Source organism: Nocardia sp. NPDC101769 (assembly GCF_044766925.1).
GTDB lineage: Bacteria > Actinomycetota > Actinomycetes > Mycobacteriales > Mycobacteriaceae > Nocardia.
Map to the genome: position 1 here is coordinate 1 of NZ_JBIWMX010000074.1, position 12,477 is coordinate 12,477.

General features: G+C 65.8%; 9 protein-coding genes. 6 read left to right on the plus strand and 3 right to left on the minus strand.

Annotated elements, in window-relative coordinates; genetic code table 11:
* Positions 1-1,045 precede the first annotated feature (1,045 nt).
* The 5 genes from ACIRRA_RS44320 to ACIRRA_RS44340 all read left to right on the plus strand — a co-directional run bounded on the left by ACIRRA_RS44320 (position 1,046) and on the right by ACIRRA_RS44340 (position 6,406).
* Entirely contained in the window at positions 1,046-1,852 is an 807-nt protein-coding gene (locus ACIRRA_RS44320) for a hypothetical protein (protein WP_402781617.1), read from the plus strand.
* Positions 1,853-2,320: 468 nt separating this feature from the next.
* The gene (locus ACIRRA_RS44325) at positions 2,321-3,145 is read left to right on the plus strand and encodes an esterase/lipase family protein (RefSeq protein ID WP_402781619.1); all 825 of its coding nucleotides are present in this window, start codon (positions 2,321-2,323) and stop codon (positions 3,143-3,145) included.
* Positions 3,146-3,573: 428 nt separating this feature from the next.
* Complete coding sequence (locus ACIRRA_RS44330; RefSeq protein WP_402781621.1) at positions 3,574-3,777, plus strand: hypothetical protein; 204 nt, start codon at positions 3,574-3,576, stop codon at positions 3,775-3,777.
* Positions 3,778-4,497: 720 nt separating this feature from the next.
* On the plus strand, positions 4,498-5,316 hold the full coding sequence (locus tag ACIRRA_RS44335) for a hypothetical protein (RefSeq protein ID WP_402781624.1): 819 nt from the start codon (positions 4,498-4,500) through the stop codon (positions 5,314-5,316).
* Positions 5,317-5,950: 634 nt separating this feature from the next.
* Positions 5,951-6,406 carry a hypothetical protein gene (locus ACIRRA_RS44340; RefSeq protein WP_402781627.1) on the plus strand — a complete coding sequence of 152 codons (456 nt, stop codon included), beginning with the start codon at positions 5,951-5,953 and terminating at the stop codon, positions 6,404-6,406.
* 475 nt (positions 6,407-6,881) lie between these two features.
* Here ACIRRA_RS44340 and ACIRRA_RS44345 read toward each other — a convergent pair whose 3' ends face one another.
* On the minus strand, positions 6,882-7,325 hold the full coding sequence (locus tag ACIRRA_RS44345; RefSeq protein ID WP_402781630.1) for a hypothetical protein: 444 nt from the start codon (positions 7,323-7,325) through the stop codon (positions 6,882-6,884).
* Positions 7,326-7,755: 430 nt separating this feature from the next.
* Positions 7,756-8,991 (minus strand): IS256 family transposase, encoded by a 1,236-nt coding sequence (locus ACIRRA_RS44350; RefSeq protein WP_402781633.1) that lies wholly within the window; start codon positions 8,989-8,991, stop codon positions 7,756-7,758.
* A gap of 478 nt (positions 8,992-9,469) precedes the next feature.
* Between ACIRRA_RS44350 and ACIRRA_RS44355 the strand changes: the two genes are divergently transcribed.
* Positions 9,470-10,180 (plus strand): tectonin domain-containing protein, encoded by a 711-nt coding sequence (locus ACIRRA_RS44355; RefSeq protein ID WP_402781636.1) that lies wholly within the window; start codon positions 9,470-9,472, stop codon positions 10,178-10,180.
* Between the two features lie 832 nt (positions 10,181-11,012).
* Here the strand turns inward: ACIRRA_RS44355 and ACIRRA_RS44360 are convergent.
* Entirely contained in the window at positions 11,013-11,438 is a 426-nt protein-coding gene (locus tag ACIRRA_RS44360) for a hypothetical protein (protein ID WP_402781639.1), read from the minus strand.
* Positions 11,439-12,477: the final 1,039 nt, after the last annotated feature.

A 12,477-nucleotide genomic window follows, 5' to 3' on the forward strand; every position in this document is an offset into this window, starting at 1 on the left:
ATTCCCGCCGGCAGCTTAGGATCCTGAGCCGGGCAGCCCCAAGCGTGAAAACCCTTGGGGCACTGTAGAGTCCGGACGGCCTGGGTTCGAACCGTATCAGATGCACTGTATTGCCGCATACCGCGCTGACCGAACCGGCCAGCACGAGGCGCCGGCGGCTGGATCCGCGAGGCGCTCGGCATTCGTGGATCGGAAGCGATCGTTCACGAGACACGTCGAGCCTCTGTGGATTTGTCGGTTTTCGAAGTCGTGTTCGGTGCTGACCTGCGGTAGCGGGGGAATTGGGCGCATGGCCGCCATCGCCCGTGTGGTCGGACTGCTCCGTCGATGATTGGGGTCGAGCAATCCGCGTCGCGTGCGGCGTCGAACTATCGAGCGGTCCTGTAATCGGTCGAGGGGGAGTGCTGGAGTGCGGATGTTCATCAGCGGCTGGGTCAGCCGCTGTGGCGGTGAGGCCCATGTCGTCATCGGTGCACCGCGGCCAGTCGCAGGGTGTGTCCGTGGTGACAAGGTCTGTCACGTCGAAATCCGCCATGCGGACACGGTCGTGCGGCTGCACCCGCAGCCGGGGTCCACGCGGGTGGCACTGGACAACGCGCTGTGTGAGGTCACCAGACATCTGGACATCGACCTGCCGGGGTTGCTCGCACACGTCGCGATCGGGCCCGCGGTGCACGAGCCCCAGGCCGGTAAGCCGCGATGCGCCGCCGGTTGCATGGGTCCAGCCTGCTAATCGCACCGGGTTGATGGTCGACGAACGCACCATAATGCCGCGACCCGCGCGTTCCACACGCGCTGGACCGCGGCCTCTGAAGATCAACGGGCCGAGAGCATCTCGGCCCGTTGAACGCGCAGTAGATGGCACGCACCAACGTCACCCGCCACAGGCCCGCGATCAGCGGAGCACACGCCCCACCCGTACGCCGCCCGCATCCATCTCAGATAGTCATCCAAGTCGGCCGCCGGATGGCGTACTCCACACCGCAGCAGTATCTTTGAGGCACTGGGCGCAAACCGGGCACCATGATCGAAGGACGACCGGGCCGTGCGGATGAACAAGTTCGAGCGGCGGATAGCTCGGTACAACGATCGCTCGACCGCCGCTTTCGAGGCGGGAAATCCTTCTCGCGCATTGCGGTATAACGACAGGGCGCTGGCGTTGCTGGCGGCACTCGGCGCAACGGGGGAATGGGATGTGGCCAGCGCTGAGGTCGATATCTATCTCAATCGCTCCACGTTCTTGCACAAGCTGGGAAGGACCGCGGAGGCGATCGCCGCGGCGCGCTCCGCGCTGGCGATACTGACGGACCTGGGTGCCCTCGACGACCCGGTCATAATCGGGCTGTCCGCGATCGCGGTACGAACCGTGAGCTCTCCAACCGACCTCGCCGCGCCCGACGTGCTCACTCTGGCACTGGCCGCGGCCCGCGCAAAGCTTTGGCTGGCAACACTACTGGCTTTAGACTCCGGAACGGTCGGCGCAGCCGAGGTGGACGCCCTGGGACAGTCCGCTCTGGCGGTCTACGCGTTCGCCGCTGATATCGACTCGAGCTACAAGGACGAGCGGGAGACCGCGTTCACGAACTTCGCGCTTGCTCGGCTCATTGTCGGACATGCCCATATCTCGTCACGGGATACACAGGCAGCGATCACGATCTACGAGCAACTGTTGTCCGATTGCCGTCGGCAATTCGGTGCCGAAGATATCCGGACCGTGACGATGAAGGTCCAGCTGGCCGAAGCTCGGGTGCTGGAATACGAGATCAGGCGAGGGGACGCTCAGGTGGCCATCGCGAAGTTCGAAGAGGAATCGTTCGACAATCTTCGGAATGCCGGTTTCGAGTTTCGGTGAAAACTCGACGCTCGATGGTCCGCAGCACCGGGGCCGGCGTGGGTACGGTGAACGCGACCCGTCTATTCAGGTAGTGACGTTCGGTCATCTCACCGCGGCTACCGCGCCAGCAAACGCGCAGGTGCAGAACAGATCTGGCATGTAGTTGTGGAACCGCCGGAATGAAGCCAGGGATTACGTGGCTCGCGTCAGCGGCGTCCAGACACATCCGCTACTAGCCGCATACCGCGCTGACCGAACCGGCCAGCGCTACGCGTCGGCACCCGGAACCTGGTGCGGTGCAGAACGTCCGCTAGCCGAATGCCGAGTGGTCCGAATTGTCGGAAGTCCGGCGAGATGATCCCGCGCCCCGGTACCCCCGAACGGGCCCGGAGTAGAGGCCGGGACTATAACAAGTTACTGAAGGTAACTAGTTTCGTTTCCGCTCGGTGCCGGATCGTGCCGAGTTGTGCCGTGTCAGGAGTGGTCATGTTCGCTACCCGGGTTCTCGCCGTTGGAGCCGTCGCCGCCGCGTGTGGTGCCCTCGCGGTCGCTCCCGCTTCTGCTGCGCCGCAGACCGATTCGCAGATCTCGGAAATCACGCCCTGCGCCGCTGGGACGGCGGCCGAACATCCGGTGCTGCTGGTGCACGGCACAGGGCGCACGGTGGAGCAGAGCCTGGGCCCGACCCGTCAGGCCCTCGTCGATGACGGGCGTTGCGTCTACGGCGTGGACTACGACTCGTGGGGGCCGGTGTCGGACTCGGTGGACCTGGTGACCACGGTCGCCGACCGTATCCTCGCCGTCAATGGCGCGACGTCGCTGGATCTGGTCGGCAAGTCCCAGGGCGGGTTGATCGTGCGGGCGGTGAGCCTGCGCTTCACCGACCGCCCGGCCAACCCGATCGATCAGGTCGTGGCCATCAGCGGACCCCAACTCGGTTCCGGCACGAGCGGGATAGGTGCGCTGGTTCAGGCCGCGCCCAACCTCGCGGCCGCCGTGCTCCCGCGGGCCGCGGTCGACATGACACCCGGCTCACCGTTCCTGACCGCCCTCAACAGCGGACCACTGACCGCTGCCGGGGTGCGCTACACCATGATCGGCTCCAGCTACGACGAGTTGGTCTCTCCCACGGTCGCTTTCATCGACGGCCCGAACGTCACCAACATCCTGATCCAGGACGGCTGCCCGATCGATCACGCGGGCCACGCGGCCGAGGCGACCGATCCGCGCACTATCGACCTGACCATGCACACCCTCGACCCCGACCGCCACCCCGACATCCGCTGCGCCGCCAACAACAACGCCATGTGACCCAGATCGGGTCCCCGTTCAGGAGGCGCGCAACGCACGCTATTGCCGCATACCGCGCTGACCGAACCGGCCAGCCCGGGGCATCGGAAGATCAACGGGCAGAGCTTCGTATGGCCGGCGGCAATGCTCGCGCATGCTGATGTGAGATGAGTTGTGGTACAGGCCATCCGGAAGGCTGTGAGGTATGCCTTAGCTTGGTGAAAGACGCCGCCTCATGTTGCCTGTGAGCTGTGCGACCAGGCGCCGGTTGGCTTCCAATGCCTCGGACGCGGTCACGGCGGCATGCTCTGCCAGGATTCCGCCGAAAGTGGCGGTGTCGGTAGCGAGGTCGCCGATGCAGGAAAGGTCGCCATTGCTACCCGCCGATCAACGCTCAGGGTGAGATCGTCGGCGACTGGACCGCCGAAACGTGGTGGACCCGAGACCGCATGTACTGGGCCGAGAAGGAGGCCCGCACCGTCGTGCAAGCCCGCCGATTCCACAGCGGCGGAGTCGCTTTCGCTCACTTCCCCGATCTCGAGGACGACGAGGCGTTCTTCGCCGCACGGGAGGCAAACCAGCCCTGGACCGGGCACTGGTACTCCCGCGACCCGATCGACGCGCCGGGTTGGGAGCTGCAAACCCAGCCGTAGCGCTTGACCGGGCCGAAACCGGTTGCCGGGCAACTATTCCTGTAGCTGGGATCGGGCACGCCGACGCGGCGACAGCACAACTGGTAGCACAGCCGAGCAGTCATGGTGTTGCGGCCGGCCAGCCATTGGATCCAAGGCGGCACCACCGGATACCGTGCCGCCACGGCCCGCTTGCCGAAACCGCTGCTCGCGGTCGAGCTGTCGGGCGCGCGCCGCGCTGTGGCGGTCACCCGGTCGGCCGCGGCGGGATCCATTGGGGTGCGCGGGCGTCGCTTCCGATTCCGGCTCATAGCAGGTGACTCTAAACAGGGCCGGTCGGCGGCATGCCGGTTTCGGCGGGGCGTGTTTTCCGGCCAGCTATCCGTTCCGGTTCCATGGAAGTGGAGCGACCGCATAACGAGGAGACTCACCGACCGCGACCAGTCCGGGATCGAGCCGGAATTCGTCCACGAAGGCTGTTCCTGCTCACGCCGGCGGCCCGGCGCATGCGCTGTTCGTGTGTGCGTCTGGGAGCTTGCTTCTCGTCGAGCCGCCCGCGAATCCCCGAAATCAACCCCATGCCTCAAATCCTGCCGGAGACAACGCTTTTCCCGCAGACCTATTCGTGACCAATTGCCGCGAAGCCGGCGCGGGCCGCCGGCGGGTGTGTGCACCATGGAGGTGTACACGGCACCGGTCTTGGTGTGCCGCAGGGGAATTCGTCATCGAGGAGGGGTTTCGATGGGGAACAGCAACAGTCATCACGCCTACGAGCTGTGGACCGATGAGCGCAATGTCGAGCTGGTCGAAATGCTGCGTGCCGGGCTGGAGTTGGCCGAGATCGCCGAGCGGGCCGGGCGCAGCACGAGCGCCGTGCTGGGACAGCTGCGCAAGCTGATCCCGCTGGGCTATCGGGTGCGTCAGGGCGGGACCGAGGAGATGGTGCGGCAGCTGCTGGCGTCGCCGGCCTACGACTGGCGGGCGCCGCTGCGTGCGCGCGCCGATCGCGCCAACCAGGTCTATTGGGATCAGCAGATGAACGAGCTGCTGCGGCAAGGATGGGAACAGGCGCGGTCGTTGCAGGAGATCACCGAGACACTGGGGGCTTCCGAGCTCGACGTCGCCCGGCAGCTCATGCGCCTGGGCCTGGCCGAGAACTGCCGCGAAACCGTCGAGAGACTCGGTTGCGACCCGGCCGGGACGCTGGCCGGGCGGCTGCGCCTGGCCGAGGACCGCGCCGGCGCGGCGGTGTGGGTGCTGGTCGTCGACGACGCCCGCGGCACACCACGGATCCCGGTCGGTGTCGGCGAAGCGCGCCGCGGCCGACGGCACGTCTCGGTGCACCTGGACTACGACACCGCCGACCTGACCCTCGACGACATCCTGCGCGCGCACACCGACACCGGCGCAGACCCCGGCGAGGTCACCGCGTCCATCACCGAACGGACCGTCGGCGACCTCGCGATCGGCGCTTCCACCGACCCCGCCCGCATCACGACGCCCACCCCAACCACAGGCCCGGTCCGCATGGCCGGGATCGTCGATCTGGACGAACCCTGAGCCTTGGTATTGCGGCTGGATCGCCAGGACTGGTTCACCGGCAGCGAACGTCTCGCGATGCCGACAAAGGTCCCGATCGGTGACCGATTACAATCCGCGCAGTGCGTCCGGAATTACGATTGGTGACAGGTCAGCAAACACCTACCATTCCCGCTTTGCTGACCTGCCATGTCCGGCCGCTCGGAACCCATGGCCGCGACATTGGGTAGCGTCGTCAGGAGCGGCGGGCTCCTGACGGCGCTACCGCGTCGAACACCAGGCCGAATATCGGACCGATCATCGGATCGGGCCTGGCCCATGCGAGGCTGTACATGCGAGAACCGGCCAGATACCCGCTGGCCGGCTCTCGTCCTATAGGTGGCTACGCCACGCTCGTCACGTCCAGCTGTGCGGCAGATCGTTTTCCGAACACGAAGGTTTTGGTTGCATCGGCGTGTGGCAGCCCTGGTCGGGGGTCGAGATACCTACGATGGCCCGTGGTCACCCCCGGTTTCGGTGACCAGTAGTAGAGTTCCCGAACCCGCCCGGTCCATCCCTCCCGGAGGCCGGGCGGGTCCAGGAATCCGGCAGCTCCCGGAGTTGAGCAAACTGACCGAAATGGGTCGATCGCGCGTGCGAGTGGCAGCATCGCGAGATGAGCTCCACCAGCAACACCTCAGGCATCGAGACGCGGGAACGCAGCTTCCATCTCCCGGACTACCCGGGTGCCGAGTACACCGTGACCCTGGCGCGGTCGAGGGGACGCGGCGCGCAGGGGTGGATGCTGGCCGAGGTCATTGTCCGTTCCACCGGCGGGCCTCTGGTCGTCGAGGGCTTTCCCCCGACCGAGCGGCTCGTGCGGGCCGCGTTGTCCGAGGATCCGCCGGCGGTGTTCCAGACCGCCTACGACAGCACCCGGGAGCTGGAGCTGGTGCCCGAGCGATACCGGCGGGCGCTTCATCGGCGCGGGATCCGCACTGTGGACGGCCTGCTCGGCCTCACGCACGACCAACTGCGGCAGGTACACGGCATCGGGGACACGGGTGTCGCGGCTATCGAACACGCCCGCACCCGCTACCGCGCCGAGCGCCTCGCGCAACCCGACGACTGACCATGGCCGCCCCCGCGCCGCGGCTGGCAGCGCACGCCGGTCGGCGGGCAGCGCGGGCCCGGCGCTGAGTTGGTTGTAGAAGGTCTCGCCGCTGATGCCGAATTCCCTGGCGCGGGCAGCCCTTTCGGACATGTGACCTTTCATGCCAGAAACCGCCGTTTTCGTGCCGTCACGGCATGGCTGCTGTAATCCGCCGCGTGGCACTGGCTACGTTCTCCGGCAGATAGCCGGAAGGATGGTCTTACGTGCTGTATCGGTAGCCGTCTCGCCGTCCTGGTGGCTGTCCGGACCGCCCTTGCCCTGGCGGTCCTGAATCGGTGCTGTCCTGTTGAGCCCAGGGCTGTTGCCGTGCACGTACAGTGCGCGAAGGGGCGGCGGGACACCCCTGCAGACGGAAACGTCCTGTCCCGCCGCCCTTTCCGAGCCTGTGCTCAGTACTCGACCGACCTACCCCGATTTTTCGTTCAGGTGGACCTCACGGGCCGACAGCTCGCGAGCTCTCGTAGAGCTCGGCCAACGTCGCCGGCCCCGTGGAGGCCGCAGCGATCGCGGCACACTGATAGCGCAGGTAAGCGCCCGCGAGCAGGTCGTCGGCGGTGACGCGCCACCGCCCGCGGATCCGATCGGGGATGGTGGTGAAATCGGCGGTGCGGCCGACGATTTCGGCGTCGCAGAGTTGACGGCGGATCCCTATGTCGGCCTGGATCAGATCGGCGGCACCGTCGAGGCCGCTCAGCACTGGCCACAGTTCGGGGTAGCGGTCGTAGAGCTCGTCACCGATGGCGATCATGGACTGCCACCGGTGGATCTGAGCGCACAGCACATGCAGGTCCGCGAGGCGGTCCATGCCCTCACCACCACCGGAACCCGGCGCGGACGCCCGGTCGCGCGCATCCGACGGGTATCCGTACCTGCTCATTGCACATGACCATTTCCACCGTGACAGTCCAATTGCTGCTCAGGCCGGATGGATCAGAAGGAGTCTGCGGGCCGATCCACCCAGCCGCCGAGCACGATGCACCGCCCGAGTCGGCGCAGCGGCACACCGGTTCCGGGGCCGTCGAGACGATGACCCCGGCCGGATGATCCGACGTGAGAGCGCCGCGCGGTCACCGCACCCCGGTCCCCGCCACGCCCCACGATCAGCCCGTCCGCACCGCACGGTAGCGAGCTCCCGTGTCGCAGCGGCCCGGATACCGCGGCGGTGGCACGAATCGAGAGCGCCCAGGCACGCAAGGTCGCAGATATCTCCGAATCGGTTGTGTGAGAATGCCGGACACAACCGGCCCGGGGTCAAGTCCCGGGGAGTGGTGTAGCTGGGGTGGTCACCGCGTGATCCGAAATATCGGTCAGGCGGTGAGTTCTGCTGGTGCGGTCTCCTCCTGTTCGTCGGTGGGTGTCAGCCCGCGGGAGCGGGCCAGGACGTCGAGGCCGAGGTAGCGTCGGCCTTCGATCCATTCGTCGTGTTGCTCGGCCAGGACCGCGCCGACGAGGCGGATGATCGAGTTCCGGTCGGGGAAGATGCCGACCACGTCGGTGCGGCGGCGGATCTCCTTGTTCAACCGTTCCTGGGGATTGTTGCTCCAGATCTGGCGCCAGATCTGCTTGGGGAACGCGGTGAATGCCAGCAGATCTGCCCGGGCGGCGTCGAGGTGGTCGGCGACTTTCGGCAGCTTCTCCGCGAGTGCGTCGAGCATCCGATCATATTGGGCGGCAACCGATTCGGTGTCGGCTTGATCGAACACCGAATGCAACAGGGTGCGGACCCACGGCCAGGAGGATTTCGGGCAGACCGACATCAAATTCACCGTGTAGTGGGTGCGGCAACGCTGCCAGGACGCGCCGGGCAGGGTCGCGCCGATCGCGGCGACCAAACCGGCGTGCGCGTCGGAGGTGACGAGCGCGACCCCGGACAGGCCGCGGGCGACCAGGTCGCGGAAGAACGCCAGCCAACCGGCCCCGTCCTCGCCGGAAACCACTTGGAGACCGAGGATTTCGCGGTAACCGTCGGCGTTGACGCCGGTGGCGATCAAGGCGTGGACGTTGACCACGCGCCCGTTCTCGCGCACTTTCAGCACCAGGGCATCGGCGGCGACGAACGTGTAGGGACCTTGGTCGAGTGGGCGGGTGCGGAAGGCTTCGACCTGGGCGTCGAGGTCGCGGGCCATCATCGACACCTGGGACTTGGAAAGTGCTGTGATTCCGAGGGATTCGACCAGCTTCTCCATCCGCCGGGTCGAGACGCCGAGCAGATAGCAGGTCGCCACCACCGAGGTCAGGGCGCGTTCGGCGCGTTTGCGGCGCTCGAGCAGCCAGTCAGGGAAATAGCTGCCCGACCGTAGTTTGGGGATCGCGACGTCGATGGTGCCGACGCGGGTGTCGAAGTCGCGGTGGCGGTAGCCGTTGCGGGAGTTGACGCGGTCGTCGCTGCGTTCGCCGTAGCCGGCCCCGCACATCGTGTCGGCTTCCGCGCTCATCAGCGCCTGAATGAACGTCGACATCATGGTGCGCAGTAGATCCGGGCTCGCCGCGCCCAGTTGCTCGGACAGGAGCTTGCCCGGGTCGATAGGCTCAATATTGGTCATCGCGTGGTCTTCTTCCTTCGGAGCGACTTGGTAGGTGTTCTGAAGGATCACGCGGTGGCCACCCTGCTGTCCGGGGATTGCGACAAGCTCAGCATCGAATGCTGCTGCTACACCACGCTATTGGACGCAACCCGGCCCGGCCGGTCGGTGAACCTTGGGTGGAAGTGACCGATCTGATGACCGATTTGATCGGATGGGGGTCCCGGACTGCGCGTGAAAGACAACGACAATGGCTTGACCAGCGGCGTATCTCTGCTGCTCGACCACATGCGCGACCGCCAGCGCCGTCTCCCGACGCGAACCGACCCCACGGTTTCGATAACTGTCATGAAATCCACTGTGCTGCTGCGTGTTTCGACCCTAACCCAACAAGGGCGAGGCGTTGCGCTCCCGGATTCGCAAGGCGCATACCTGCTTCGTCGCCGGTGGCGCGGGTATCGCCCGGGCTACCGCACTTCGTTCCGAAGGAGTCAGGCTCATGCCGGTCACACTCAGCTCCACCATGAAACAGATTTCGCTGATTTCCTATCCCCGAGGAGGCCAGCCCAATCTCTGGGGAGTCGACGACTCGGAGAGCATCTACCGCTACACCGGAGGCAGTTGGACGAAGATCCCCGGCGGACTCTCCCAGGTCAGCATCTCCAAAAGCGGAGTGGTGTGGGGAGTCAACTCATGGGGCGGCGTGTACCGCTATGACACAACCAGTCCCTGGTCCTGGACTCGGATGCCCGGGACGCTGGCCCAGGTCGAGGTGGCGGACAACAACGGGGTCTGGGGACTCGACGCCGCGGGCAAGGTCTTTCGCTACGACGCGACCGCGAACTCGTGGAGCCCGATCGCCGGGACGATGAAACAGCTCAGCGCCTGCTACAACCCCCGTGGCGGAAATTGGTACCTGTGGGGCATCGATACCACCGGGCACGTGTGCCAATACGACTTCAACAACAACTGGTACCAGTGCCCGAACAACAACACCAGCGGGACCATGGTCGAGGTGAACACGACGGACGCCATGAGTATCTATGCCCTCGATTCGGCGGGCCAGATGTTTGCGTATCAAGGATCACCGAACTGGTGGGCACAATGTAAGTTTCCGCCGGCGAAATACATGAGCAAGGGTCGTGACGGTTCCACGGCGCTGATCGACACCTCGGGAAATACGATCGTCTACGACAACTACGGGAACTGACTCGTTCACCGAGCAGGGTTGACCGCTCGGCGTCCCATCGGCCCGGGACCCACTCATTCCAGTGGCGACACCCGGGCCGTTGCGCGCCGTTCGCGACGCCGATTGAATTCCGGGCGACAGCGCGTACACCTAGCCTGGACGAGTCGTGTTCGACCAGGGAGGGGCGCGCGAAATGCGAAGCCTGGAAGAGGAATTCGCTGACTCCATCGCCCAGATGAAGCGAATCGACTGGGGCGCACTGGCCGCCCGGCGTGATGAACTGCGCGAGGAGCTGGCCCTCCGCGACCACGCGGTCGCCGCCGTCCCCGCCGGCACCCGCCGGGGTTCCGGTAGTAGTCGGCCCGTGAGGTCCAGATTCGCCAGACCCGGCGCTAGCGCGATCAGCAAAGCTATGACCAGCGCCTTTCCAAGCGATCAGCCCAAATTCCGGAAATCCGGCGCTAACGAGTTATCGCGCATAGGTTCCGACTATGTGCGATAACTCCGGTGCCGACCTTTGGGGAAACAGCACTGCCGAGGCGCGGCGACTCCGCAAACTATCTGCGGTACCGGCCTTACCGCCGGATTTCGCACCGGTGGACCTCACGTGCCTGTCCGCCTGCAAGGGTCTCGAACGGCCATGACTACCCGTGAGTATCCAATTGCTGCTCAGGCCAGGTGGATCAGAAGGAGTCTGCGGGCCGATCCACCCGGCCGTCGAGCACGATGCACCACCCGAGCTGGTGAAGCGGAGCACCGATTCCGGGGTCGTCCACTATTGGCCCCGGACGGATGACCCGACACGAGAGTGCGGCGCGATAACCGCACCCGGATCCCCGCCACGCCCCCACGATCAGCCCACCCGCACCGCATGGTACCGAGATCCTGTGCCGGCGCGGACCGAATACCGTGATGGTGGCACGCACGGGGCCTCGTACTTGAAGACGTTTTCAAAGCGGTCGTCGGGCTTGACGGCCTCGGGCAGCAGAAGTGCATGCCGCAGCATGAGCTGCTCACCTACCACGACAAGCCCGCCGACGGTCACCGTGCTGCCGACCTTGGCGAGTAAGGCGGCGAGATCGGCCTCGTCGGCCTTGGCGAACGGCCTTTCGATCTGGATCCATTCCTCGTCTGCCCGTCTGATCACGACGTCCGGGGCGGCCCAATCGTCCTCAGCGTCGATGACTTTGAGGCTGATCGAGTCGGGCCCCACTTCTACGCCGTAACTGTCTTCAGAGATGCGCTCGACAAGCTCGTCCCACTCACTGCTGTTCTCCACTCGTTTCCTCCTCAGCCGCCAGCGTTCTGGATGCAAACCGTAGCAAGATCCGCTGCGGCCGAAGGGAATTCATCCGATCGAGATGATGCGGTGCAATCGGAACCAGCGACAGCGGGCACAAGCGAGACGGCGATGAAAAGAAAGGGGTTTCCGAACACTTCACCTGTGGAAACGTCACCGGATCCGGGTGGGTATTCGGGTTCGTCAGACCATCGTTTTCCGAACGGGGAGGTCCGGCTGTATCGGCGTGGTGGCAGTCCCGGTTGAGGTGGAGATACCTACGATGGTCTGTGGTCACCTCCCGGTCTTGCGGTGGCCGCTGTGGTGTCTACAACCCCGCCTGGTCTCCGCTTCCATCCGTCCCGGAGGCCGGGCGGGTCCATGACCGGTACGGGTCGGGGGCTGTGCTGCGCAGGCTCATGCGGCCTTCGCCATGGCTCGGCGAGCTCCAGGTAGCCGTCTCGAGCATCTGCCAGACCTGTGCCGGTTCTGGCCTAACCGGTACCCGGCAGATGTGGGAACCCGCCCCGAAGGGGGATGGGGCGGGAACGTTGATCACGGTACCGGGTGTGAGTGCGCCACATGGCATCCGATCCCTCCCCGTCCAGTCGGGTGCGCCCGACTGGGTTCGATTTCGGGGTGTAGACCCCGGGAATCGGCTCGACCGTAGCCTGCCGTTGACCTTGAATGCCTACTCTGGCGCAGGTCGGCCCCCTCTGTGGTGGCGCAGGCCCCTCGGCATTGTTCTTGGGCCTTCGTGACATTGCTCGCGCGCGGTCGACCTCGGCGTACACCGCCGCCGCGAGTTGCGAATCCAGCCCGCCCGGTGAGACCGGGCGTCGGGCAGGAATTTCGGAGGTGCGCCATGACAGCAACCCCACGCGAACCACGCGGTGGCAAGCCTGCTCACCGGCCGGGAAAGCGGCATCCGACGCCACCCACCGTCACCAGCGGTTCCGATGACGATGTGCCAGTGGTGCGCTGGCCGGAGCCGAGTCGGCTCGAATCGTGGTGGCACGCGATCATGCATCCCGCCGCC

What these genes read in the sequence shown, in the direction of transcription:
- ACIRRA_RS44325 (WP_402781619.1), top strand. Translation starts at nt 2,321, where the DNA reads ATGTTCGCTACCCGGGTTCTCGCCGTTGGAGCCGTCGCCGCCGCGTGT.
- ACIRRA_RS44330 (WP_402781621.1), top strand. Translation starts at nt 3,574, where the DNA reads ATGTACTGGGCCGAGAAGGAGGCCCGCACCGTCGTGCAAGCCCGCCGA.
- ACIRRA_RS44335 (WP_402781624.1), top strand. Translation starts at nt 4,498, where the DNA reads ATGGGGAACAGCAACAGTCATCACGCCTACGAGCTGTGGACCGATGAG.
- ACIRRA_RS44340 (WP_402781627.1), top strand. Translation starts at nt 5,951, where the DNA reads ATGAGCTCCACCAGCAACACCTCAGGCATCGAGACGCGGGAACGCAGC.
- ACIRRA_RS44345 (WP_402781630.1), bottom strand. Translation starts at nt 7,325, where the DNA reads ATGAGCAGGTACGGATACCCGTCGGATGCGCGCGACCGGGCGTCCGCG.
- ACIRRA_RS44350 (WP_402781633.1), bottom strand. Translation starts at nt 8,991, where the DNA reads ATGACCAATATTGAGCCTATCGACCCGGGCAAGCTCCTGTCCGAGCAA.
- ACIRRA_RS44355 (WP_402781636.1), top strand. Translation starts at nt 9,470, where the DNA reads ATGCCGGTCACACTCAGCTCCACCATGAAACAGATTTCGCTGATTTCC.